Source organism: Pseudomonas sivasensis, assembly GCF_013778505.1.
Taxonomy (GTDB): domain Bacteria; phylum Pseudomonadota; class Gammaproteobacteria; order Pseudomonadales; family Pseudomonadaceae; genus Aquipseudomonas; species Aquipseudomonas sivasensis.
On the sequence record NZ_JAAOWU010000008.1, the window covers coordinates 98796 to 121629 of the forward strand.

Here is a 22834-nt window from a genome sequence, read left to right on the forward strand (position 1 = left end):
TCAACCTACGATATCGCCGCGTTGCAGTTTGCCCTCCACGACAAGGACAAAGTTCGCCTCACCAGGCTTGCCGGTAATCTGTAACGCGCTCATTTCCAGAACCGGGTCATACACAAGCTTTGCCTCACCAACGGCGCCGGAAAATTCGCTGACAAAGCTCAGCGCTGACTTGCCCAGTGCTGCCGTAAGGCCAGACACATCGACCCGGTCTTCGCCACTGACAAAGTCCATGATCCGGTCGAGGGCGACCTCAGTCGACTCACGGGTATGCCCATAGACGAATACGTCCTTGCCCTTTTCTCCCCACAGTATGTCGGCCCCTTCTGCTCCGTATAAACGGTCGTCGCCCTCGCCGCCTTTCAGCGTGTTGGCAACTTCATTGCCCACCAGCAAGTCATTGCCGGCACCGCTGATGACGTTCTCAAGGGTTGTCCCGTACGCGATAGCGATATTGCCCTTGAGGCCGCCCACATCGGAGAAGGTCCCTTCTTTCAAGCTGATTTGCTGATCTTGCCTGTAGCCGGAGAAGTCCAGCGTATCAACACCACCGCCATCCCAAATGGCAGCCACCATCTTGTCTTCAGGGGCATGAACACTCAGGAAGTCTCGATCCGAATTGGCGTTGAAACCATAGGTAGTGTCATTTTTGCGGGTGTCACGGTTGGCACCGTATTTCTTCTGGTAAGCGCTGATATCGTCCAGTTGCGGCGCCGACGACATAAAGCCGCGGTGGTGCATGTACGTACTGCGCTCGCCTCTGTAGCTCATGACGGTATGGCTACGAGAGTCCTCTGAGGAATCGACCTGCCCTGGCTTCAACCCGGCGGCACCGTACGCCCCTGGATGGCTAAGGCCCATAGCGTGTCCCAGCTCATGAACAACGGTGCGCCGACCGGAATTGCCAAGGGCCGCGTTGGCCACCGCAGACTGGGTTTTTGTGTTCACAAACCAGACATCACCACTGTTTTTATTGCCGGGATAAGGCAAAAAAGCATGGTTGGTGTAGGAATAGGGACGGCCATTGCGATCGATCATATGGCCGTAATTGCCGATCGTGATATGCCCCTCGCTGCTGGGACTTCTCGCCCCTTGGGTAAACCTGACGTTGGCGACATCTTCGATAGATTGCAGGCTGAGCCGGGTCTGTTGCCGCTGGTGCTCGCCAATCGGAGTAAACCCGACTCTGCCGAACCGTCGTGTATCCGTGCCGGCAGGCGGGACACGAAATTCGTAGGTCACATCGGTACGACCGTCACCATTCTTGTCCGGCCAACCAGGGCTCTGTCGCCAGAGCTGTTGGGTGGCGTCCTCCGACGACTTGGACGGCAATCCGTTGTGCTCGATGCCCTCACCGCGTTTATCGCGCTGCAGGAAGTGTTGGAGGTTCTGGAAGGTAGTGCTGGTGTGGGGGGAAATAGTCGTCATGCTCATACTCTGATCAGGCGAGGAAGGTCCCCGGATCATCAGCATTGCGCCTGAGCTGCGATGTCAGGCTTGTGCGCAACCACCAAGCGTTCGCGCTGATAACAGCCTGGCAATCGACGCTCCAGACGGTAGGAAAGAATCACCGCCCCGCGCATCCCTTGAGCATGCAGTGATTGACCCGCACGACGCTGGCGTGCGGCACACCCTACCCGGCGCAGCACCTCTATCGGCGATGGGCCAATGACCGCACGCAACGATCCCCCAGGCTCTGCACGCCCTGCACCAACACCACCAGCACAATCACCGTGACTACCATGATCTGATTGTTGAAACGCTGGTAACCGTAGCGGATAGCGAGGTCGCCCAAGCCGCCACCGCCGATCACCCCGGCCATGGACGAAAAACCGATCAGCATCACGAGGGTCAAGGTCACTCCGGCCACCAGTGCCGGCAAGGCTTCGGGCAACAGGACCTTGAGGATCACATGGCGAATATCACCGCCCATGGCCACGATGGCTTCGATACGACCCTTGTCCACTTCATCCAGGGCGGTTTCGACAATGCGCGCAAAGAACGGAAACGCGCCAATGGTGATCGGCACCACGGTGGCGGTGCTGCCCAGGGTGGTGCCGACGATCAGGCGCGTCAGTGGGATCAGCGCGATCAACATCACCACGAAGGGCAATGAACGCCCCAGGTTGATCACCCCGCCCAATACCCGGTTGAGGCGCGGCAACGGTAACAAGCCATCGCGTCGGCTGATAAACAGCAACACGCCCAGGGGCAGGCCGATCAACAGGGTGAATAGCCCGGCCAGCAGCACCATATAGAGGGTTTCGCCGGTGGCGTTGAGCAGCAACTGCAGGATGTCGTTCCAATCGGTTTTCATACGGCCCTCACCACTTGCGGGCTCGGCGTCAGCGAGCGGCCCAGGCGCGAGGACGGGTCGGCCTGCAACTGCAGCAGCGTGCCACTTTCCACCACGCGGCCATCCGCCAGGGACACCGCGCTGTCACAGATCGCCTTGACCACGTCCAGTTCGTGGGTGATCAGCACGATGGTCACGCCGAGCTGTCGGTTGATGTCGCGCAACAGCTCAAGAATCGAGGTGGTGGTTTCCGGGTCGAGGGCGCTGGTGGCCTCATCCGACAGCAAATACGCCGGCCGCGCCGCCAATGCACGGGCAATGCCCACGCGCTGCTTCTGTCCGCCAGACAACTGTGACGGAAACGCCTGGGCCTTGTCGCTCAACCCCACCAACGCCAGCAGCTCTGCAACTCGCGCCGCACGTTCGGCCTTGGGCACATTGGCGATTTCCAGCGGCACCGCGACGTTATCCGCCACGTTGCGCGAATGCAGCAGGTTGAAGCCTTGGAAGATCATGCCGATGCGTTGGCGTTGCTGGCGCAGTTGCTTGTCGCTCAGGAGGGTCAGGTCCTGGCCATCCAGTAGGATGCGCCCGGATGTGGGCCGTTCGAGCAGATTCAGGCAGCGCAGCAAGGTGCTTTTACCTGCGCCACTGCGCCCCACAATGCCAAAAATCGCGCCGTCGGCGATCTGCAACGACACGTTATCCAGCGCCGCTGGCTGGCCGTCGGCGTAGGTTTTGCTGACGCCCTCGACAACGATCATTCGACGGCCACCGGAATCACCGAACCGGCGTATTTCTCAGTAATGAACTTGGCCACCGCTGGCGAACGCAGATCGTTGGCCAGTTGTTGGATGCGCGGGTCTTGCAGCAGCTTCGGTGTGGTCACCAGGATATTGGCGTAGGGGTTGCCCTTGGCCTGCTCCAGGCCCAGTGCATCCTTGGCCGGTTCCAAGCCAGCTTCGAGGGCGAAGTTGCCATTGATCACAGCCAGGTCTACATCGTCCAGAGCGCGAGGAATCTGCGGCGATTCGATTTCCAGAATCTTCAAATGCTTGGGGTTTTCAGCAATGTCCTTAGGTGTGGCCTGGTCCTTGGAAGCGTCGTTGAAACCGGGCTTGAGCTTGATCAAGCCATTGGCTTGCAGCAGGTACAGGGCACGGCTGAGGTTGGTGACATTGTTCGGCACAGCGACGGTGCCTTTGTCCGGCACCTGAGCGAAGTTGGTATGGCGGCGGGAATAGATGCCCAGTGGCTCGATATGCACGGTGGCGGCCACCGCGAACTTCTGGCCCAGAGCCTGCTCCTGGGAATTGAGGTACGGCAAGTGCTGGAAGTAATTGGCGTCCACATCGCCATGGGCCAGCAATTCGTTGGAATTCACGCCGCTGGGGATTTCGATGATCTTCAGGTTCAGGCTCGGGTCGAGCTTCTGCACGTATTCAAGGATCTGTGCATGGGGAATCGGGTCAGCGGCCACGCGCAATGCATCAGCGGCCGACACACTGAATGAGGCCAGCAACGCCGCCAGGGTAAGGGTGGTGGTTTTCAACATGGATGATCTCCTGATCAGGCGGACAGTGCGTGGGGTAACGTGGCGTCGGCGTAGAAGCGTTGGGCGACATCGGGGTGGGAGCGCAGGCGGCCCTTGAGGTAATTCCAGCCCACGTCACGCAGCAACGGGTTGCGCGGATCGCTCTCCGGGCCATGGGCGTCGCGCAACAGTTCGGGCGTCAGTTGGTACACCGGCACCACCGCGTCCAGTTGCGCACCAAGGAAAAACGCCAGGGACAAGCGCTCGCTGCCCACCGGCGGCGACACCACCCGGTGCACGGTGGCGCGCAGGTAACCGTTACTGGCCAGTTCAAGCAGCTCACCGATGTTGACCACGAGGGTGTCGGGGCGCGGCGCGGCATCGATCCAACGGCCCTCTTCCACTTCCACCTGCAAACCGGCCTGCTGGTCTTGCAGCAGAAAGCTGAGGAAACCCGAGTCCTTGTGTGCGCCCACGCCTTGGCGACTTTGCTGGGCGTGGCGGCCGGGGTAGCGGATCAGCTTGATGTGTTCGTTGGGTTTGTCGCCATACAACGCGTCGAAAGCGTTTTCCGGCAGGGACAAGGCCTGGGCGAAGGCGCGCAGCAGGCGCAGGGCCATTTGTGTCATCGCCTGTTGCCAGCCCAGTACCAGCGGTTTGAGTTGGGGTAACGCGGTCGGCCATTGGTTGGGGCCTTGCAGGCGTGCCCAGGCGGCCGGGTATTGATCCACCGCCAACGGCTCGCGTTCTGCGCCGACGTCGAACTGTTCACGCAGGTCCGGCTGGCCACGGGTGATCTCGGACGCCGCGCGGTTGTAACCGCGAAAATGCGGCGAATTGAGCATGCCCACCGCCAGCTTGTCGGCCTCGGGCAAGGCAAAAAATGCGCGCGCCTGCTGCTGCACCTCGGCCAGCAGCGACGGGTCGATGCCGTGGCCGGTGAGGTAGAAAAATCCGATATGCCGCGCTGCCAGGCGCAGCTCATCGAGAAACTGCTGGCGCTGCTGCGGGCTGCCGTCGAGTTGCGACAGGTCCAACAGCGGCAAGGTGGTGATTGACTGCACGTGGGCCATCGGCGGCTCGCTCCTTGAACAGAATCCGTTAGAAGCATCCAAGCTAAACGATCTTAAAAACCCCCAATAAATATCTTTTTGGAATTAGCTTAGGCGCGCCGTAGAGCCTTCCCGCGGCCCATGGCCCCTGCGACAGTCAAGCCATTGTTGTTCGTTGACCAACCTTGTTACACACCATATAGTGTGCCCACAAACAGAACAGACCACTACATAGTGTGCAGTATCGGTATTTACCGACCACACTATGCGCACTATTTCAATGCCTAGTAGCCTGCAAATCGCATATTTTTTGGACGGCTTTACAGGCCGTCAAAACAGAACAGAAGGGAGTATTTCAATGCTGAGTTGGGATGAAGTCGACAACGAAGACACCGGTGCAGCGGTGATCAAGGGCGCCAACGCCGGCCACGCCAGTGAAGCCAACATGGACCGCCTCGACGGTGCCGGCGCCGCTGCCGCGCTGGAAGCACGCCATGTGACTGCCAACGACTCCGCCGCCATCGTGCGCGCCAAGGCTGCCCTGGACAAACTCGACGTCGCCGAAGGCCTCGCCGAACTCGAAGGCGCCTCCGCCCGCGTCGCCGTTGACGAAAAACGCATGATCAACTGCCGCGCCGACCTCAACCAACTCGTGCCCTTCAAGTACGACTGGGCCTGGCAGAAGTACCTCGACGGCTGCGCCAACCACTGGATGCCGCAAGAGGTCAACATGACCGCCGACATCGCCCTGTGGAAAAACCCCGAAGGCCTGACCGACGACGAACGCCGTATCGTGATGCGCAACCTGGGCTTCTTCTCCACCGCCGACTCCCTGGTTGCCAACAACCTGGTGCTGGCCGTGTACCGCCTGATCACCAACCCGGAGTGCCGCCAGTACATCCTGCGCCAGGCCTTCGAAGAAGCGATCCACACCCACGCCTATCAGTACTGCATCGAATCGTTGGCCATGGATGAAGGCGAGATCTTCAACATGTACCACGAGATCCCATCGGTCGCCAAAAAGGCAGCCTGGGGCCTGAAGTACACCCGTTCGATCTCCGATCCGAAGTTTGAAACCGGCACCGTTGAGACCGACAAAGAACTGCTGCGCAACCTCGTTGCTTACTACTGCGTGCTAGAAGGCATCTTCTTCTACTGCGGCTTCACCCAGATCCTCTCCATGGGCCGCCGCAACAAAATGACCGGCGTCGCGGAACAGTTCCAGTACATCCTGCGCGATGAGTCGATGCACCTGAACTTCGGTATCGATGTGATCAACCAGATCAAAATCGAAAACCCACACTTGTGGGATGCCGAGATGAAGGAAGAAGCGACCCAGATGATCCTGCAAGGGACTCAGCTGGAGATTGAATATGCTCGCGACACCATGCCGCGCGGCGTATTGGGCATGAACGCGGCGATGATGGAGGATTACCTCAAGTTCATCGCTAACCGTCGCCTGTCGCAGATCGGTCTTAAAGAAGAGTATCCAGGGACCACTAACCCGTTCCCGTGGATGAGCGAAATCATGGACTTGAAGAAAGAGAAAAACTTCTTCGAAACCCGTGTGATCGAGTATCAGACTGGCGGCGCGCTGAGCTGGGACTAATTAACAGCACAGATCCAATGTGTGGGAGGGGGCTTGCTCCCGATAGCAGTGGCTCAGTTAAAACACCTTTGACTGATACACCGCATTCGGGAGCAAGCCCCCTCCTACATTGGGAACGCGGTGTTCCATCAACTTTGCAAATTGCCTTTTATGCCCAACCAAACCATTAAAACCCCGTGCGTCGGCCTGTGCTCTACCGTTTACGGTGACCTGGTCTGCCGAGGCTGCAAGCGTTATCACCATGAAGTGATCCAGTGGAATGGCTACAACGCCGAGGAAAAGCAGGCGGTATGGCTGCGCCTTGAGCAGTTGCTGGTGCAAGTGATGACCAGCAAGCTCGAAGTGTTCGATCCGCAGCGCCTGCGCCAGCAACTCGAAGACCGCAAGATTCGGTTCATGCCGCATCAGTCGCCGTATTGCTGGGCTTACCAGCTAATTGCCCGGGGTGCGCGGGTGATTTCCAAACTCGACGCTTACGGGTTGGCGTTGTTGCCGGAGTTTCGTGAGCGACACCTGGCGGATTTGCGCGATGCGATCGACCGCGAGTTTTTTCTGCTGTCAGAAGCGCATTACGAGCGGTATATCGCCCCGGGTTTTATCCGCGAGGCATTTGGTCCACCGTTGATCGCTGCCTTTTAAACCCTCAATTGTGGTTAAAATGCCGCCCGCTCAACGACCGACGCTCAACGATGACCCCAGACGCACTTGCCACTCTGCACGCCCACCTGCTTACCGCCCTGGCCAGCGCTCCGGCTGAAACCCGACGCCTATTCCATGGCCGTGGCCGCTGCTGGCCTGGGCTGGAACAGTTGACGGTGGACTGGCTGCAAGGGGTTATTCTGGTCGCGCTGTTCAAGGAGCCCGAGCCGGCGCACCTGCAGGCGTTGCAACAGCTGCTGATCGACTTCGACTGGGCTCGATTCGGCGCCCACACCGTCGCGCTGCAACACCGCTACCTGCCGCAAAGCACCACCGAATGGCTGGTGGGCGAGGCCATCGACGAATTGACCATCACCGAAGGCGGCCTGCGCTACCTGATTGACTTGGGCAAAAAGCAGAACAGTGGGCTATTCCTCGACATGCGCTACGGCCGCAACTGGGTGCGCGAACAAGCCAAGGGCCAGCGCGTGCTCAATCTGTTTGCCTATACCTGCGGTTTCTCAGTGGCAGCCATCGAAGGCGGCGCCGACCACGTGGTTAACCTCGACATGGCCCGTGGCGCCCTGAGCCGCGGCCGTGACAACCATCGCCTGAACGGTCATGACTTGAGCAGCGTCACCTTCTTGGGCCACGACTTGTTCAAGTCTTGGGCCAAGGTCACCAACAGCGGTCCCTACGACCTGGTGATCATCGACCCGCCGTCCTTTCAGAAAGGCAGCTTCCTGCTGACCAAGGACTACCAGCGAGTACTACGCCGCCTGCCGGATTTGCTCACGGCGCAGGGCACGGTGCTCGCCTGCATGAACGACCCGGCCTTTGGCGAAGACTTCCTGATCGACGGCGTGACCCGCGAGGCTCCAGGCCTGCGATATGTAGAACGCCTGGAAAACCCGCCGGAATTTCCGGATATTGACGCGCAAAGTGGCCTCAAGGCCCTGGTGTTCCGTCAAGGCTGATGCCGAAACGTCCTACGCTTGCTACGCTAAGTGATACGCCGGGCGGTGAACCTTATGACCCCCTTCCCGGTCGATACCTGCATTCCCCGGCCAGACTCGACGGCGTCACGTTGTCGGCTGCCCCGTTTCACCCTTTGGAGAACCGCCCGTGATATCGACCCTGCATGTAGCCAGAATCAAAGCCTGGGGCGCCCACGGCTTCACTGCCACCGGCGTGGTGCTGGCGTTTTTGGCCACTCTGGCGCTGCTGGAGAACTCACCCAAGGCCTGCCTGCTGTGGCTGGGCCTGGCGCTGGTGGTGGACGGCGTCGACGGCTCCCTGGCGCGACGGTTGAATGTCAGCACGGTACTGCCCAGCTTTGACGGCTCGGTACTGGACCTGGTGATCGACTACCTCACCTATGTGTTCATTCCGGCACTGTTCATCTACCGCTACATCGACCTGCCGGAATTCACCCATCTGTTCACGGTGTCGGTGATCCTGGTCTCGTCGCTGTTCTGCTTCTGCAACGTCAACATGAAGAGCAAGGACAACTACTTCGTCGGCTTCCCCGCCGCCTGGAACGTGGTTGCCCTGTGCGTATACATCATCCAGCCGGAGGCCTGGGTCACGCTGCTGACCGTGATCGGCCTGGCCCTGCTGACTGTGACGCCAATGAAGTTCCTGCACCCGTTCCGGGTCAAGCGCTTCATGCCTATCAATATCGCCGTGACCACGATCTGGTTGCTGTGCAGCTTTTTGATGGTGGTGGATTACCCCAATACCAACCCGTGGACGTTCGGGCTGTGGTCGCTGATGTCGGCGTATTTCCTGGGGATTTGCATCTGGCGCACGGCGCTGGAATGGTTGGGCACCCACAAATAGCCAACCGGACACGGTAAAACATGTGGGAGGGGGCTTGCCCCCGATGACGGTGCATCAGTGACAGATAAGCTGACTGGCACACCGCAATCGGGGACAAGCCCCCTCCCACATTTGGTTCTGCGTCCCTCTGGGAGGTAAGATGGCGGCCCTTCGCACAGCGCTTTGCTGCGCACTGCCAACCATAAGCCCTGCCCAATGCCTTTCGAACTTAGCGTAGACCTCACCACCCTCGCCATTCTCGCCGTCGTGGCCTTTGTCGCCGGTTTCATCGACGCCATCGCCGGTGGCGGCGGCCTGCTGACCACGCCCGCCCTGCTCACCGCAGGCATGCCACCGCACTTGGTATTGGGCACCAACAAGCTCAGTTCCACCTTCGGTTCCGCCACCGCCAGCTTTACCTTCTACCGCCGCAAGCTGTTCCACCCACGCCAGTGGGTTCACGCCATCGTCGGCACGTTGATCGGTGCATTGACCGGCGCGGTCGTCGCCCACTACCTGCCCGCCGAAACCCTGAACAAAATGCTCCCGGTGATCGTCTTCGGTTGCGGCCTGTACCTACTGTTTGGCGGCACGCCCAAGGCAGCGCTGGATAACGACGCGCCAATCAAGAAGAAATGGCAGTCCACCCAAGGCTTCGGCCTGGGTTTCTACGATGGCGTGGCCGGCCCCGGTACCGGCGCGTTCTGGACGGTCAGCACCATGTTGCTGCACCCCATTGACCTGGTGAAGGCCAGCGGCGTTGCGCGCAGCATGAACTTCGTCAGCAACGCGGCAGCGCTGTCGGTGTTTATCTTCAACGGGTCAGTGGACTGGATAGTCGGGCTGGCGATGGGCGTGTCGGTGATGTGTGGCGCATTCTTTGGCGCACGCAGCGCAATCAGCGGCGGCGCCAAATTCATTCGCCCGGTGTTTATCACCGTAGTCCTCGGCCTGACGGTGCGCCTAGCCTGGCAGCACTGGTTCAGCGTGGCCTAAGCGACGGGCCAGGTAGAGGTCGATCAGGTAGCGCGCAATCGAACGTGAAGCGGGCAACGGCGGCAGATCGTGGATGTTGAACCACTGCGCGTCCTCGATCTCGTCAGCCTGGGGCACGATATCGCCACCGGCGTACTCGGCGTGAAAGCCCAGCATCATCGAATGGGGGAACGGCCAGCACTGGCTGCCCATGTACTGAATGTTCTTGACCTCCACCTGCACTTCCTCGCGCACCTCTCGAATCAGGCAGTCCTCGGCCGACTCGCCCGGCTCGGCAAACCCCGCCAGCGTGCTGTACACGCCAGTGACAAAACGCGGTGAACGCGCCAACAGAATCTCGTCGCCGCGGGTCACCAGCACGATCATGCTCGGCGAGATCCGCGGGTAACTGCGCAGGTCGCAGGCCTGGCAGAACATCGCTCGCTCCCGCGGCACCTGGACCATGGCCTGGCCGCAACTGCCGCAAAAACGATGCTCCCGCGCCCAGGTGCCGATCTGGGCGGCGTATCCGAGCACTTTGTACAGGGTGTGATCGCCTTGCAGCATAAAGCCGCGCAGGCCTTGCCAGCCGCAGCCCGGCACGTCAGCGGCAGAGTTCAGTTCCAGCAAGTACACCGGCTCCCCGTCGAGGTGTCCGATGCCGTGCTCGGCGAACACCGACAAGTCCTGGCGCTTGAGCCATTCCCGAGGGAACAGCGGGCCATTGGTGTCATGTAAAAAGCCGTCGCGGCTGCGGGCGACGGCCCAGCCGCCGGGAGTGTCGTTGTCCAGCAACGTTGTGGTAATCCAGCCTTGGGTCATGTCAGTCAATCCACGAATTCGGGTTTCTGCTTACTCATATGGGCCGCGATGGCCACGCGCAGGTCGTTGGATTGCAACATAGCCGAGTTCCAGGTGGCAACGTATTCGAGACCATCATTGACCGTATGGTCACGCATATAACTGATCATGGCCTTGGTGCCGGTCACAGCAATCGGCGACTTGGCGGCGATCTGATGGGCGATTTCCATTACGCCGGCCAGCAGTTGCTCGTGATCGGGATAAACGCGGTTGACCAGGCCAATGCTGCGCGCTTCCTCGGCACCGAATTGGCGACCGGTATAGGCCAGCTCACGCAGCATGCCGTCACCGATGATGCGTGGCAGGCGTTGCAGGGTGCCGACGTCGGCAGCCATGCCGATGTCGATTTCCTTGATGGAAAACTGTGCGTCTTCAGCCGCGTAGCGCATGTCGCAGGCGCTGATCAGGTCGATGGCGCCGCCGATGCAATAGCCGTGGATCGCCGCCAATACCGGCTTGCGGCAGTTGTCGACCGCGTTGAACGAGGCTTGCAGCTCCAGGATTTTGCGGCGCAGCAGCCGCGCGTTGCGGCCCACGTCCTTGCCAAAGGCGTTGGCCACGGAGGCCAACATCATCAGGTCGATACCGGACGAGAAATGCTTGCCGGCGCCGCTGAGCACCACGGCACGCACGGCGTCGGTGTCTTCGACCCATTGGAAAATGTCGATGATCTCGGTCCAGAACACCGCGTTCATCGCGTTGATCTTTTCCGGGCGGTTGATCTGCACATGGGCAACGTTGCCAATGACTTCGACGACGAACGCTTGGTATTCGGACATGGCAGTGATCCCTGACTGGCGAGTGATAAGGCCCGAACTATAACAAGGGTCCACCACGGCGCATCGGCCAAAAGCGGGACTGGCAAAAAACCCTGCCAGGCGCCATCCTTGGCGCTTTAAGCCGCCTTCTGTGCGGCGCTCGACGTTTTAAGGAAATGCCATGCACGCCCAACCCCTTGCCCCCGCCGATTTCGACTTCATCGAAGAAACCCTGCTTAAGTACGGCGATGACCATTCGGTGCTGAACCTGGCGGAGCTCGACGGTTACTTCACCGCATTGGTGTCCAGCCCGGCACAGGTGGATGTAGCCGAGTGGTTCCCGGCAATCTGGGGTGGTCAGAACCCTGAATGGGACAGCATGGACGACGCCCAGCGCTTCCTGGAGTTGTGCGTACGTCACAGCAACACCCTGGCCGCCCAACTGGCGACCGACGCACAAGGCTTCAAAGCACGCTTCGACGACACCGAACATCAAGGCCAAACCGTAACCCTCGCGGAAGAATGGTGCTTTGGCTATATCCGAGGCGCAGCCATCGGCAACTGGCCGCAACTGCCTGCCGAACAGGCCGCGCAGTTGGAGAAAATCTCCTGGTGCGCCGAGCAGGACAACTTCGAGTTGCCGGCCGACCTGGATGTGCAGGCTCACCAGCAACGCGTCAGCGAGATCGAACCGGCCGCGCGGGCCCTGCATGATTACTGGTTGAGCCGGCGCTAAACCTCGACAAGCACTGCACCTTTGGCCGATTATTCGGGTCCGCCCGTCGGCCACTCCGTCCCACCTTGCCTTGATCAGGAGCCTTGTACCTTGAGTTCGCAGAAAACCGTGACCGTTACACCGCCCAACTTCCCCCTGAACGGCAAGGTCGCACCGCCCGGCTCCAAGTCCATTACCAACCGCGCCCTGCTGCTGGCCGCCCTGGCCAAGGGCACCAGCCGCCTCAGTGGCGCGCTGAAAAGCGACGACACCCGCCACATGTCGGTGGCCCTGCGCCAAATGGGCGTCACCATCGATGAGCCTGATGACACCACCTTTGTCGTCACAGGCAGCGGCAAGCTTCAATTGCCTGCGCAACCGCTGTTCCTGGGCAATGCCGGCACGGCGATGCGCTTTCTCACCGCCGCCGTCGCCACCGTCGAAGGCGCCGTGGTGCTGGACGGCGACCACTATATGCAGAAGCGCCCGATCGGCCCGCTGCTGACCACCCTCAGCGAGAACGGCATCCAGGTCGACAGCCCGACCGGTTGCCCGCCGGTGACCGTGCACGGCGTGGGCAAGGTCCAAGCCAAGCGTTTTGAGATCGACGGCGGTTTGTCCAGCCAATACGTCTCGGCCCTATTGATGCTGGCCGCGTGCGGTGAAGCTCCGATTGAGGTGGCGTTGACCGGCAAGGACATCGGCGCCCGTGGCTACGTGGACCTGACCCTGGACTGCATGCGTGCCTTCGGGGCGCAGGTTGATGAGGTCAACGACACCACCTGGCGTGTAGCCCCCACTGGCTACACCGCCCATGACTACTTGATCGAACCCGACGCGTCCGCTGCCACGTACCTGTGGGCTGCTGAAGTGTTGACCGGTGGCCGTATCGACATCGGCGTGGCCGCGCAGGACTTCACCCAACCGGACGCCAAGGCCCAGGCCGTGATCGCCCAGTTCCCGAACATGCAGGCCACCGTGGTCGGCTCTCAGATGCAGGACGCGATCCCGACGCTGGCCGTGCTGGCCGCGTTCAACAACACCCCGGTGCGCTTCACAGAGCTGGCCAACCTTCGGGTCAAGGAATGTGATCGCGTGCAGGCACTGCATGACGGCCTCAATGAAATCCGTCCAGGCCTGGCGACCATCGAAGGCGATGACCTGCTGGTGGCCGCTGATCCTGGACTGGCCGGTACATCGTGCAACGCGCTCATCGACACCCACGCCGACCACCGCATCGCCATGTGCTTTGCCCTGGCTGGTTTGAAAGTGTCGGGTATCCGCATCCAGGATCCGGACTGCGTCGCCAAGACCTATCCTGAGTACTGGAAGGCCCTGGGCAGTCTTGGGGTCGCGCTGAGCTACTGAGTCAGCGGCGCCGAAATGGGGAGGGAATGCACATGACAATTCGCCAACCCTGCCCACCCGGCGCCTGTGTCTGCGACCGCGAGCAATTGCTTGAAGCCCCCGGCGCCGACCTGCGCATCCTCAACCTCACGCGCCAGGAAGAAAAACGCCTGCTCGACCGCCTCGAAGACCTCAAGAGCCTGCAAGACCTGGAGCGCATGCAACAGCTGATGTACCAGCAATTGGGCATTCGCGTGCATATCGCACCGGGACACACCGAGGTCAAAAGCATGCGCGGGATCCAGATCGTTATCGACGAACTACCGGGCATGTGCCGCAAGACTCGGCAATCGATCCCGGCGGCGATTCGCCGAGGCCTTGAGAAACGCCCGGAAATCGCCTACCGCCTGCTGGATGCCCACGACCTGTTTCGCGAAGGTTGACTCAACCGGCGACTGTCTCGGCTTCGAACAGCTGCTGCCCGACGGCCTTTGCCGTTTTCAGATGCGCCTCGGCCGCGCCGCCTTCCGAGTCCAGCAACAATTCGGACGTCACCACCTTCGCCCCACAGTAATCAAAGATGCCGTAGTCGATCTGCGTGCGCATCGCCGTGGCATAGCCGTGGCGGTCAAACGCGCCGGCATCCGCAGCGCCGAGGGCCAACAGGTGCACCTGCAAATGCCGCAGTTTTTTCACCACTGGGGTATCCGGGCCGTAGTCGATCGCCCAGCCATTGACGAACACTCGATCGACCCACCCCTTGAGCAGCCCCGGCAGCGACCACCAGTAGATAGGGAAAGCGAGCACCAAGGCGTCGGCGCGGTCGAGCCGCGCCTGTTCAGCGAGCACATCGGCCGGTGGCGTGGCGTGGTTACGGTGTACGCGGTGGTCGGCGGCGGTGTAGCGCGGGTCGAAACCTTCGGCGGCGAGGTCGGCGATTTCGTAGGTGTGGCCGGAGGCGCTGAGGCCTGCAGCGACTTGCGTGGCGATGCTGTGGGTGAGGGATTGTGGGTCGTGATGAGCAACAACGATCAGTGCGTGCATGACATTGACTCCCTTTCGGTTTAGGCTGGGCTTAGTTACTTTTGGTAAGTTAATTCAAATAAGTTACTTTTGGTATATAAGCATGTCAAGCAATGAATCCCCTGCCCCACGTCGTCGTTTGTCCCGTGAGGATCGCCTGCATCAATTGTTGGAAGTGGCCTGGCAACTGGTGCGCGAGGAAGGCACCGACGCCCTGACTCTGGGCCGCCTGGCGGAACTGGCGGGCGTGACCAAACCGGTGGTCTATGACCATTTCGTCACCCGTGCGGGGTTGTTGGCGGCGCTGTATGAAGACTTCGACGGGCGTCAGAACCAAGCCTTCGCCGATGCCATCGAGGCCAGCCGTGCAACCCTGCAAGACCGCGCCTGGGTCATCGCCGCGTCCTACGTGGACTGCGTGTTATTGCAGGGTCGGGAAATTCCGGGCGTGACCGCCGCGTTGAGCGGCTCACCGGAGCTGGAAGCGCTGAAGCGCAAATACGAGGCCATTTTTCTCGACAAATGCCGTGACGCCCTGGCGCCCTTCGCCCCCAACGGCACGCTGTCACAAGCCGGCCTGCGGGCCATGCTGGGCGCGGCGGAAGCCTTGTCCCACGCAGCGGCCGACGGCGAAATCAGCCGAGAAGAAGCCCAGCACGAATTGTTGGCGATCCTATTGGCGATGGTTAACCGCGCGCCTGTTTTGTCACCTGACCCACTGCAATCGCTGCCTCGCTAAAGCTCGGGAGCGCCTACAGGGGATCGGTGGTTGACGCTCTGTTTAGCCCCGCTCCTGAACGAATAACCGGACTTTGCGCGTCAATTGGTCAAGATGCCGATCCCGCTGCTTCTCCGCGTCGACCATCGCCCGCTTGCCGTGTTTTTGCAGCAGGTAGGTATGGATCTGCCGCACTTCGAGGGAGCTATAGATCGCGGCTACGTCCAGCACGCCCATCAGGCCATCCGTGCCGTAGTCGCGAGTGTTCATCAGCACCTGGGTGCCACGTGCGGCGCGTACTTGAAAGCCCAGGGCTTCGAACGCAGGCACCTTTTCCACGGCACACGCCAATTCGGCATGGGGATAGCGCGCCAGCACGTCTTGCATCATCCCCCGTGCCACGCCCTGGCGGCGCAAACCGGCTTTTACAGCCATGAAGGCAATGCCACAGGCTTCGGGATCATCCTTCACCGGCAGGCAAAGAAAAAAACCGATGACGGTCTCCGAGTCCTCGGCGTCGGTAGCCACGATCAGTTCGACGTCAATGCCCTTCTCCCCATTCAGCGCCTGCAGGTAAAGGTGCACTTCAAAGCCAACCGCATACTGGTAGATGTTGTAGAGCAGGTTGCTCGGCGGCAACGCGACGCTGCTGATGTCAGTGAGGTTGTCTACCACCATCTGCAGGATCTGGCCATTGATGGGCTCGGGGCATGGTGTGGTGTAGCGGGTAAGGCTGAACATGCAAATTCCTGGGGGTTCACGTCTAGGCAGCGGGGATTGTACCTGTTGCGCACGGTCTATTGCCCGCAGACCTCACGCAGGCACCCGCGCAGCCAGCGGTGCGCCAAGTCCGCGTCCAGCCGTGGGTGCCAGAGCATCGCAACAGTAAAGGTCGGCAACGTCAGCGGCAGGGCAAAGCAAAACAGGTCGCGACGGTGGGCGGTGTAGCGTTCCGGCACACTGGCGATCAGGTCGGTGTCGCGGGCCAGGGAGATGGCAGTGGAGAAACCCGCGACAATGCTGGTGATCTGCCGCGTGAAGCCCAAGGTTTCGAGCGCATCGTCGATCTGACCGCGCGCCTGCCCACGCCGCGAGACATAGACGTGCTGGCCCTCGGCATAACGCGCGACGCTGATTTCACCCAGGCTCAGGGGATGGCCGTTGCGCACTACGCCAATCAAGCGGTCGCGGAACAACGCCTGGGTCAGCACTTCAGGGCTGGCAGTGGGATCGACCACGCCGGTTTCCAGATCAACACTGCCGTCGCGCAGCAGCGTGCTGTCCTTGTCGTTTTTATTGATAAAACGCAGGCGCACGCCGGGCGCCTCTCGGGCGATGCGTGCCAGCAGCGCCGGGCCAAAGTTTTCGACGAACTCTTCGCTAGTGCGCAAGGTGAAGGTACGCGCCACCACCGCCATGTCCACAGACTGCGCAGGCCGCAGCACCGCGTGGGCAGCCTGAACCAAATCACTGACCTGTTCACGCAGCTCCACCGCCCGTGGCGTGGGCACCAAGCCGCGACCGGCACGCACCAGCAAGGGGTCGCCGGTGGTTTCACGCAGGCGGGCCAAGGCGCGACTCATGGCCGAGGGGCTCAAACCCAGGCGCTTGGCCGCGCCGGCGACGCTGCCTTCGGCGAGCAGCACATCCAGGGTGATCAGCAAATTCAGATCAGGCATAAGAGGTTCTCATCAGGCGTTTGGTGCAGGTATTCACTGCAACTCCTGCGTCTTCCGCCATGTTAGGCGACGCCGTAGATTTGTGACAGTTGCTTTCATTCAAGGAATTGCCCATGTCTACGTCCCCGCGCGGCAGCCTCATCAGCCTGTCGCTGTCCATGCTGCTGGCCTCACTCGGCACCAGCATCGCCAATGTGGGCCTGCCCAGCCTGACGCAGGCGTTCGACGCGTCCTTCCACGCCGTGCAGTGGGTGGTGCTGGCGTATCTGCTGGCGATCACGGCGGTGATCCTCAGCGCCGGCCGCCTGGGTGATCGCCTGGGGCGACGTCGGTTGCTAATAGGCGGCTTGCTGCTGTTCAGCCTGGCCTGCGGGCTGTGCGGCGGCGCGTCCTCGCTCAACGCGCTGATTGCCGCGCGCAGCCTGCAAGGCCTTGGTGCAGCCATCATGATGGTCATGGCCTTGGGCATGGTCGGCGATACCGTGCCCCAGGGCCGCACCGGCCGGGTGATGGGTTTGCTGGGCACCATGTCGGCGGTCGGAACCGCCATGGGCCCCAGCGTCGGAGGCGTGTTGCTGAGCCTGTGGGGCTGGCGTGCATTGTTTCTGGTGGGCGTGCCGATGGGCCTGCTGGCCGTCGCCCTTGCCTGGCGTTTTCTGCCGGTGGATCAGCGACACACGCCGGCATCCAGCGACCTGGGTATCTGGGCGTTGTTAAAGGATTCGTCATTGCGCACGGGCTTGGCGATGAGCGCGCTGGTAGCGGCGGTAATCATGGCCACCTTCGTTGTCGGGCCGTTTTACCTGTCCCGTGGTTTGGGGCTCGACCCGGCCTCGATGGGCCTGGCCATGGCGGTCGGGCCCTGTGTCGCAGCAATCACCGGCATACCGGCGGGCCGCCTGACCGACCGCCTGGGCAGCCAACGCATGACCTGCAGCGGGCTCGGCATTCTGCTGTGCGGTGCCCTGCTGCTGACGTTGGCTTCGGGGTTGTTCACCTACCTGGGCGCGCTGATTGTTTTGACGGCGGGCTACAGCCTCTTCCAGGCGGCGAACAATACCGCCGTGATGCGCAATGTCGCTGCGATTCGGCGCGGCACGGTCTCGGGTCTATTGAACCTGTCGCGCAACCTCGGCCTGATTGTCGGTGCTTGGGCACTCAGCGCCGTATTCGCCTGGACTGCACCCGATATAACCCACGCCACCCCCCAATCACTGGCGAATGGCCTGCACGCCACCTTCGCCGTCGCGTGCGGCCTGATCCTCCTGGCCGCGGTGATGGCATCGGGCCGAAACCGCGCCGTGAACGGCCTTCATAACCCCCACTGAGGCAAAAAAACAAAAAAGGCGTTGCGCCAGATGGGGTTACATCGCGCATCATGGGCACTTTCAAGCTCAAGGGTAACGTCCATGCGCGTTCTGTCATTGATGATGGGTCTTACGACGCTGGCCGCCAGTACGGTGTTCTGCGCCAGCGCGATGGCGAATGAAGAAAGTCAGCTGGTGCAACAGATCAACGAGTACCGCAGCCAGGTGCAGCGCTGCGGTGACCAGGGTTCCCAGGAACTGCCGCCACTGGCGAGCGACACACGGCTGGTGCTGCCGGCCACTAACGTCGGCGACCTTCAGCAGGCGCTGGCCCGGGCCGCGTATCCGATGGTGAACGTGCAGGCCATCAGCCTGTCCGGTCCCAAGGATGCTCAGTCCGCCATGAAGGCGGTGCGCGAGAGCTTCTGCCGGGTGGTGCTGGATCCGCAATTTATCGACATCGGCGTGAGCAACAGCGGTCAGGACTGGCGTATCGTGCTGGCCCGGCCCTTACTGTCCAGCGGACTGGGGGATTGGCAGACTGAAGGCCGGAAACTGCTGGACTTGATCAACGCCGCCCGTACACAACCTCGCCAATGCGGCACCCAGGCATTTACCGCGACCACCCCGTTGTCGTGGAACGACACCCTGGCCAGCGCCGCCAACAGCCACACGCGCAACATGGCCAACGGCAATTTCTTCGACCATCTGGACCACGACGGCCGCACGCCCGGCGACCGCGCCGAGCTGGCCGGTTACATCGCCAAAAACATCGGCGAAAACATCGCCGCCGGTCTGGACACCCCGCGCAAGGTTGTCGATGGCTGGCTCGCCAGCCCCGGTCATTGTGCCAACCTGATGAACCCGCAATTTCGAGAACTGGGCGCGGCCTACGCCATGGACCCGAAGAGTGATGCGGGCATTTACTGGACCGGTTTGTTCGGCACGCAATGAAGGTTGGGCAAGCGCCCAACCTCGGCGGATCCAAACGACTCAAATGAGTAAAGCATCAAAACGCCATCTATCGGATAATTGCGCTGAACTGGCAGCGTTCAACCGGGTCTGTAGCTTTGCGCCACCCACTGAAAGGCGCGCTGAAGACTCTCGATAACAAGGTGTTCCCCCAATGATGAATTGGCTGCAAAGCAGCAGCGACATGGCTGAACGGGTAATTCAGCATGATTGGGCCAACACGCCTCTCGGTCCGCTGGAGCAATGGCCGGACGTTCTGAAGACCACCGTCGCGCTGTGTTTCGCGTCGAGCTTTCCCCAGGCCATTGTCTGGGGGCCCCAGTTGATCACGATCTACAACGACGCCTTTATTCCGATACTGGGCAATAAGCCCTATGCCTTGGGAAGACCGTTCAGTGACATATGGCGCGAGGTGTGGGCTGACGTCAGCCATATCGCCGACGCGGCGTTCCAGGGGCATGCCACCTATATCGAAAACTTTCCCCTCGTGGTTGAACGCGGCCAGGCGCGGGAACAAGCCTACTTCACTTTCTGCTACAGCCCGATCCGTGATCCCCAAGGCCACGTGGTCGGCTTGCTCGACACCGTGACCGAAACCACTGCCACGGTGTTTCTCGCCAGACGCCTGGAAGTGCTGGATGCCATTGGCAACGCCGTGGTCAATGCGGCCGATGCCGAAGCCATCATGACCCGCACTACCCAGTTGCTCGCCGAACACCTGCAAGTGAGCAATTGCGCCTACGCCGACATGGACGCCGATGAAGACGGCTTTACCATTCGCGACAACTGGACCGCGCCCGGCTCGCCGAGCATTGTCGGTCGCTACAGCCTGGCAGCGTTCGGCGAGGCGGCCGTCAACTGCCTGCGGGCTGGCGAGCCTCTGGTGATCTGCGACAACCTGCGCGAGCTGCCACCCGAAGAGTCTGCGGCCTTCCAGTCCCTGGGGGTGACTGCGACTATCTGCATGCCTCTGATCAAGAACGGACGCCTGACTGCATTGATGGCCGTCCACGACAAATCCCCACGCCCATGGTCACCCTACGACCTGGCCTTGTTGAGGGAAGTCACCGAGCGCTCCTGGGCCCATATCGAACGCGTGCGCGCCGATGCCGAGGTCCGTGAAGGTCTGGCAGCGTATGCCGAGCTGAACACCTACCTGGAACAGCGGGTGGAGGAACGCACACAGGCGCTGGCCCAAGCCGAAGCCGCGTTGCACCAATCCCAGAAACTCGAAGCCATCGGGCAGTTGACCGGCGGCGTCGCCCATGACTTCAACAACCTGCTCACGATCATTCGCTCCTCGGTGGATTTTTTGCGGCAGCCTGGCCTGTCGGAAGAGCGCCGCCAGCGCTACATGAGCGCCGTTTCGGATACCGTGGAGCGGGCCAGCAAGCTGACCAGCCAGTTGCTCGCCTTTGCCCGTCGACAACCGCTCAACCCGGAGGTCTTCGACGTAGGCCAGCGGGTACAGAACATTGGCGAGATGCTGGAAAGCGTCACCGGCGCACGCATTCAGGTGCAGGTCGAGATGCCGTCACAGGCCTGTTTCGCCCGCATCGACGCGAGCCAGTTTGAAACCGCGCTGATCAACATCGCCCTCAATGCCCGGGACGCCATGGGCGGCCAGGGTACGCTGAGCCTACGGGTGGTCGGGCGCAAGCCGCTGCCACGTATCCGTGGCGATGCGGGGTCACGCCAACCCTATATCGCCATCTCCATGGCTGATACCGGGCCGGGTATTGCCGCCGACACCGTGGAGCGGATTTTCGAGCCGTTCTTTACCACCAAGGCCGTCGGCAAAGGCACCGGCCTGGGTCTGTCGCAGGTCTTCGGGTTCGCCAAGCAGTCGGGGGGCAATATCGATGTGTCCAGCACGCCCGGCCAAGGCAGCGTATTTACCCTGTATCTGCCCCAGGTCGAAGCACAGGATGTGCCGCCCCAAAGCCCTCAGGGAACGCTCGCCATGCCCCACGACACAACCCAGTGTCGGGTGCTGATCGTGGAAGACAACTTGGAGGTCGGGCGGTTTGCCCGCCAAATCCTTGAAGACTTGGGCTATCAGACCGCCTGGGCGACCGATGCCGAACAAGCCCTGAGCCTGGCCGGCCAGGATGGAATGGCCTTTGACGTCATCTTCTCCGACGTCGTGATGCCCGGTATTACCGGCGTCGCCATGGCCAAGCTGCTACGCCAGCGTCGTGCCGACCTGCCGGTGGTGTTGACCTCGGGTTACAGCGAGGAGCTGGCAGAAAGCGGCTATGAAGGCTTCGAGTTTCTGCCCAAGCCTTACTCGGCCGAACAACTTTCGCAGGTATTGATCAAGGCAACACTCAAGGACTGAGCGTCGCCCTACTCCGCCACGGCCACTTGGTTGCGGCCCAGCGCCTTGGCCCGGTACAGCGCCTTGTCGGCGGTGTTCATCAGGCCATGCAAGTCCCCATCCAACGCATGGGCCGAGGCAACACCCAAGCTGGCTGAAAGCCCCGTGACCGGTTCGGCCGGCAATCCGGAAATCGCCTTGATCAACTGCTCGGCAATACCCCGAGCGGTTTCCAGCGAGGTATTGGGCAGCAATACCGCAAACTCCTCACCGCCCAGACGGCCATACACATCAGACTTGCGAAACGACGCACTGATCACCCCTCCAATCTGGCGCAACACTTGGTCGCCGGCCTGGTGTCCGTAGGTGTCGTTGATGTGCTTGAAGTGGTCCATGTCCAGCATCAGCGCGCACAGCGGCTGTTGGTTGTGTCGGCATTGTGCGTACAGCGAATGGGCATGTTCGAAGAATGCACGACGGTTCATCAGCCCGGTCAGCTCATCGGTCTGTGCGGCACGGGTTGAAATGTTGTGGGCTCTTTCCATTTGCCGAGTCAGGCGAAACGCCTTTTCCAGCGCATCGGACAATTTGCGCGTGGCGCTGGCGACAAAGGTGGTGAACACCAGCACCGCGATGGCAACACCCACCTGCATGGGAGCCGGCTGGAACAGCAGCCAGAAGGTGCACGGCAGCAATACCAGGCCGATAGACGCCAGCGTCATGTAGCGATAGGCCGAGTAACACGACACCGCGCTGACCGACATGCCCACGGTGAACAACATCACCAGCACCTGGGACAGCCGGTCATCCGCTGGCATCACCGCTAACGCACCGGCGCCCCAGATGCCGGCAGAGAGCACGAGAGTGACCCAGTAGCGGCGCTCCCAGCGAGCCGGCGTGCGCTCGCTGTTGGGGCAGCGAAACCAGTCCATGAACATCTTCACACGCAGCAGCGACGACGCTGTGAGCAACAGCATCCAGACCAGCATAACGTCGTGGTCGAAGCGATCCCAACACAGCCAGCAGAGCATGGTAGCCGCGAGGTAACTGCCCAAAATGGCGGCAAATGACTGCCGAAACAGCTGGTGCAGACGGTCAGTCCGCACCTGCTCTTCTATAACGCAATCCTGGTCCTGCTCACGCCCAAGGCCATTCATGAAATTCGCCTGATTCGACTGCCATGACAAAGGCGCCATTGTGGCACCCTGCCA

Annotated in this window: 23 protein-coding genes; 12 read left to right on the forward strand and 11 right to left on the reverse strand. The window is 61.2% G+C overall.

Annotation, left to right across the window (positions count from 1 at the left end):
• From G9Q84_RS15500 to G9Q84_RS15520, 5 genes are all read right to left on the reverse strand, one after another.
• Complete coding sequence (locus tag G9Q84_RS15500) at nucleotides 1-1425, reverse strand: M10 family metallopeptidase C-terminal domain-containing protein (protein ID WP_181643654.1); 1425 nt, start codon at nucleotides 1423-1425, stop codon at nucleotides 1-3.
• A gap of 223 nt (nucleotides 1426-1648) precedes the next feature.
• Complete coding sequence (locus G9Q84_RS15505; protein WP_181643655.1) at nucleotides 1649-2314, reverse strand: methionine ABC transporter permease; 666 nt, start codon at nucleotides 2312-2314, stop codon at nucleotides 1649-1651.
• Nucleotides 2311-3057, reverse strand: coding sequence for a methionine ABC transporter ATP-binding protein (locus G9Q84_RS15510; protein ID WP_122753082.1), 747 nt, complete (start codon nucleotides 3055-3057; stop codon nucleotides 2311-2313). The genes G9Q84_RS15505 and G9Q84_RS15510 overlap by 4 nt, the downstream gene beginning before the upstream one ends.
• Entirely contained in the window at nucleotides 3054-3848 is a 795-nt protein-coding gene (locus G9Q84_RS15515) for a MetQ/NlpA family ABC transporter substrate-binding protein (protein WP_032891093.1), read from the reverse strand. Before G9Q84_RS15515 ends, G9Q84_RS15510 begins: the two co-directional genes overlap by 4 nt.
• A 14-nt stretch (nucleotides 3849-3862) precedes the next feature.
• Complete coding sequence (locus G9Q84_RS15520) at nucleotides 3863-4900, reverse strand: isopenicillin N synthase family dioxygenase (protein ID WP_095185848.1); 1038 nt, start codon at nucleotides 4898-4900, stop codon at nucleotides 3863-3865.
• Between the two features lie 337 nt (nucleotides 4901-5237).
• Between G9Q84_RS15520 and G9Q84_RS15525 the strand changes: the two genes are divergently transcribed.
• The 5 genes from G9Q84_RS15525 (at nucleotide 5238) to G9Q84_RS15545 (ending at nucleotide 9944) form a co-directional block, all read left to right on the forward strand.
• On the forward strand, nucleotides 5238-6488 hold the full coding sequence (locus tag G9Q84_RS15525) for a ribonucleotide-diphosphate reductase subunit beta (protein WP_122681677.1): 1251 nt from the start codon (nucleotides 5238-5240) through the stop codon (nucleotides 6486-6488).
• A 150-nt stretch (nucleotides 6489-6638) separates the two neighbouring features.
• Nucleotides 6639-7127, forward strand: a complete 489-nt coding sequence (locus G9Q84_RS15530) for a DUF1289 domain-containing protein (RefSeq protein WP_032886826.1) — start codon at nucleotides 6639-6641, stop codon at nucleotides 7125-7127.
• A 50-nt stretch (nucleotides 7128-7177) separates the two neighbouring features.
• On the forward strand, nucleotides 7178-8104 hold the full coding sequence (locus G9Q84_RS15535) for a class I SAM-dependent methyltransferase (protein ID WP_181643656.1): 927 nt from the start codon (nucleotides 7178-7180) through the stop codon (nucleotides 8102-8104).
• 148 nt (nucleotides 8105-8252) lie between these two features.
• Nucleotides 8253-8969 (forward strand): phosphatidylcholine synthase, encoded by a 717-nt coding sequence (gene pcsA / locus G9Q84_RS15540; protein ID WP_181643657.1) that lies wholly within the window; start codon nucleotides 8253-8255, stop codon nucleotides 8967-8969.
• Nucleotides 8970-9164: 195 nt separating this feature from the next.
• Nucleotides 9165-9944: a TSUP family transporter gene (locus tag G9Q84_RS15545; RefSeq protein WP_032886830.1), complete on the forward strand. Its 780-nt coding sequence runs from the start codon at nucleotides 9165-9167 to the stop codon at nucleotides 9942-9944.
• Here G9Q84_RS15545 and nudC read toward each other — a convergent pair.
• The gene (gene nudC / locus G9Q84_RS15550) at nucleotides 9912-10745 is read right to left on the reverse strand and encodes an NAD(+) diphosphatase (protein WP_032886832.1); all 834 of its coding nucleotides are present in this window, start codon (nucleotides 10743-10745) and stop codon (nucleotides 9912-9914) included. The two genes, G9Q84_RS15545 and nudC, sit on opposite strands and share 33 nt — an antisense overlap.
• A gap of 5 nt (nucleotides 10746-10750) precedes the next feature.
• Entirely contained in the window at nucleotides 10751-11563 is an 813-nt protein-coding gene (locus G9Q84_RS15555; RefSeq protein ID WP_181643658.1) for a crotonase/enoyl-CoA hydratase family protein, read from the reverse strand.
• A 160-nt stretch (nucleotides 11564-11723) separates the two neighbouring features.
• On the opposite strand from G9Q84_RS15555, the gene G9Q84_RS15560 reads away from it, so the two are divergent.
• The 3 genes from G9Q84_RS15560 to G9Q84_RS15570 all read left to right on the forward strand — a co-directional run bounded on the left by G9Q84_RS15560 (nucleotide 11724) and on the right by G9Q84_RS15570 (nucleotide 14047).
• Nucleotides 11724-12278 (forward strand): UPF0149 family protein, encoded by a 555-nt coding sequence (locus G9Q84_RS15560; protein WP_032886834.1) that lies wholly within the window; start codon nucleotides 11724-11726, stop codon nucleotides 12276-12278.
• A gap of 90 nt (nucleotides 12279-12368) precedes the next feature.
• The gene (locus tag G9Q84_RS15565; RefSeq protein WP_032886836.1) at nucleotides 12369-13625 is read left to right on the forward strand and encodes a 3-phosphoshikimate 1-carboxyvinyltransferase; all 1257 of its coding nucleotides are present in this window, start codon (nucleotides 12369-12371) and stop codon (nucleotides 13623-13625) included.
• 32 nt (nucleotides 13626-13657) lie between these two features.
• Entirely contained in the window at nucleotides 13658-14047 is a 390-nt protein-coding gene (locus G9Q84_RS15570; protein WP_032886837.1) for a hypothetical protein, read from the forward strand.
• A 1-nt stretch (nucleotide 14048) separates the two neighbouring features.
• On the opposite strand, the gene G9Q84_RS15575 is transcribed toward G9Q84_RS15570, so the two are convergent.
• Nucleotides 14049-14648, reverse strand: a complete 600-nt coding sequence (locus G9Q84_RS15575) for an NAD(P)H-dependent oxidoreductase (RefSeq protein ID WP_181643659.1) — start codon at nucleotides 14646-14648, stop codon at nucleotides 14049-14051.
• A gap of 82 nt (nucleotides 14649-14730) precedes the next feature.
• Between G9Q84_RS15575 and G9Q84_RS15580 the strand changes: the two genes are divergently transcribed.
• Nucleotides 14731-15366, forward strand: coding sequence for a TetR/AcrR family transcriptional regulator (locus G9Q84_RS15580; RefSeq protein ID WP_122757153.1), 636 nt, complete (start codon nucleotides 14731-14733; stop codon nucleotides 15364-15366).
• Nucleotides 15367-15408: 42 nt separating this feature from the next.
• Here G9Q84_RS15580 and G9Q84_RS15585 read toward each other — a convergent pair whose 3' ends face one another.
• Both G9Q84_RS15585 and G9Q84_RS15590 read right to left on the reverse strand, forming a co-directional pair.
• Nucleotides 15409-16086: a GNAT family N-acetyltransferase gene (locus G9Q84_RS15585; RefSeq protein ID WP_181643660.1), complete on the reverse strand. Its 678-nt coding sequence runs from the start codon at nucleotides 16084-16086 to the stop codon at nucleotides 15409-15411.
• Nucleotides 16087-16142: 56 nt separating this feature from the next.
• A complete protein-coding gene (locus tag G9Q84_RS15590; protein ID WP_181643661.1) occupies nucleotides 16143-17024 on the reverse strand; it encodes a LysR family transcriptional regulator in 882 nt (293 codons plus the stop codon).
• Nucleotides 17025-17137: 113 nt separating this feature from the next.
• Between G9Q84_RS15590 and G9Q84_RS15595 the strand changes: the two genes are divergently transcribed.
• The 3 genes from G9Q84_RS15595 to G9Q84_RS15605 all read left to right on the forward strand — a co-directional run bounded on the left by G9Q84_RS15595 (nucleotide 17138) and on the right by G9Q84_RS15605 (nucleotide 21644).
• The gene (locus G9Q84_RS15595) at nucleotides 17138-18352 is read left to right on the forward strand and encodes an MFS transporter (RefSeq protein ID WP_181643662.1); all 1215 of its coding nucleotides are present in this window, start codon (nucleotides 17138-17140) and stop codon (nucleotides 18350-18352) included.
• Between the two features lie 81 nt (nucleotides 18353-18433).
• Nucleotides 18434-19285, forward strand: a complete 852-nt coding sequence (locus G9Q84_RS15600; protein ID WP_032886845.1) for a CAP domain-containing protein — start codon at nucleotides 18434-18436, stop codon at nucleotides 19283-19285.
• A gap of 172 nt (nucleotides 19286-19457) precedes the next feature.
• Nucleotides 19458-21644, forward strand: coding sequence for a GAF domain-containing protein (locus G9Q84_RS15605; RefSeq protein WP_095185858.1), 2187 nt, complete (start codon nucleotides 19458-19460; stop codon nucleotides 21642-21644).
• 8 nt (nucleotides 21645-21652) lie between these two features.
• Here G9Q84_RS15605 and G9Q84_RS15610 read toward each other — a convergent pair whose 3' ends face one another.
• Entirely contained in the window at nucleotides 21653-22819 is a 1167-nt protein-coding gene (locus G9Q84_RS15610) for a GGDEF domain-containing protein (protein WP_032886848.1), read from the reverse strand.
• Nucleotides 22820-22834 lie beyond the last annotated feature (15 nt).

Coding starts and splice junctions, on each gene's coding strand:
- G9Q84_RS15545 (WP_032886830.1), top strand. CDS start 9,165: ATGCCTTTCGAACTTAGCGTAGACCTCACCACCCTCGCCATTCTCGCC.
- G9Q84_RS15510 (WP_122753082.1), bottom strand. CDS start 3,057: ATGATCGTTGTCGAGGGCGTCAGCAAAACCTACGCCGACGGCCAGCCA.
- G9Q84_RS15525 (WP_122681677.1), top strand. CDS start 5,238: ATGCTGAGTTGGGATGAAGTCGACAACGAAGACACCGGTGCAGCGGTG.
- G9Q84_RS15500 (WP_181643654.1), bottom strand. CDS start 1,425: ATGACGACTATTTCCCCCCACACCAGCACTACCTTCCAGAACCTCCAA.
- nudC (WP_032886832.1), bottom strand. CDS start 10,745: ATGACCCAAGGCTGGATTACCACAACGTTGCTGGACAACGACACTCCC.
- G9Q84_RS15560 (WP_032886834.1), top strand. CDS start 11,724: ATGCACGCCCAACCCCTTGCCCCCGCCGATTTCGACTTCATCGAAGAA.
- G9Q84_RS15600 (WP_032886845.1), top strand. CDS start 18,434: ATGCGCGTTCTGTCATTGATGATGGGTCTTACGACGCTGGCCGCCAGT.
- G9Q84_RS15535 (WP_181643656.1), top strand. CDS start 7,178: ATGACCCCAGACGCACTTGCCACTCTGCACGCCCACCTGCTTACCGCC.
- G9Q84_RS15575 (WP_181643659.1), bottom strand. CDS start 14,648: ATGCACGCACTGATCGTTGTTGCTCATCACGACCCACAATCCCTCACC.
- G9Q84_RS15520 (WP_095185848.1), bottom strand. CDS start 4,900: ATGGCCCACGTGCAGTCAATCACCACCTTGCCGCTGTTGGACCTGTCG.
- G9Q84_RS15585 (WP_181643660.1), bottom strand. CDS start 16,086: ATGTTCAGCCTTACCCGCTACACCACACCATGCCCCGAGCCCATCAAT.
- G9Q84_RS15605 (WP_095185858.1), top strand. CDS start 19,458: ATGATGAATTGGCTGCAAAGCAGCAGCGACATGGCTGAACGGGTAATT.
- G9Q84_RS15590 (WP_181643661.1), bottom strand. CDS start 17,024: ATGCCTGATCTGAATTTGCTGATCACCCTGGATGTGCTGCTCGCCGAA.
- G9Q84_RS15530 (WP_032886826.1), top strand. CDS start 6,639: ATGCCCAACCAAACCATTAAAACCCCGTGCGTCGGCCTGTGCTCTACC.
- G9Q84_RS15505 (WP_181643655.1), bottom strand. CDS start 2,314: ATGAAAACCGATTGGAACGACATCCTGCAGTTGCTGCTCAACGCCACC.
- G9Q84_RS15515 (WP_032891093.1), bottom strand. CDS start 3,848: ATGTTGAAAACCACCACCCTTACCCTGGCGGCGTTGCTGGCCTCATTC.
- G9Q84_RS15610 (WP_032886848.1), bottom strand. CDS start 22,819: ATGGCGCCTTTGTCATGGCAGTCGAATCAGGCGAATTTCATGAATGGC.
- G9Q84_RS15555 (WP_181643658.1), bottom strand. CDS start 11,563: ATGTCCGAATACCAAGCGTTCGTCGTCGAAGTCATTGGCAACGTTGCC.
- G9Q84_RS15570 (WP_032886837.1), top strand. CDS start 13,658: ATGACAATTCGCCAACCCTGCCCACCCGGCGCCTGTGTCTGCGACCGC.
- G9Q84_RS15595 (WP_181643662.1), top strand. CDS start 17,138: ATGTCTACGTCCCCGCGCGGCAGCCTCATCAGCCTGTCGCTGTCCATG.
- G9Q84_RS15580 (WP_122757153.1), top strand. CDS start 14,731: ATGTCAAGCAATGAATCCCCTGCCCCACGTCGTCGTTTGTCCCGTGAG.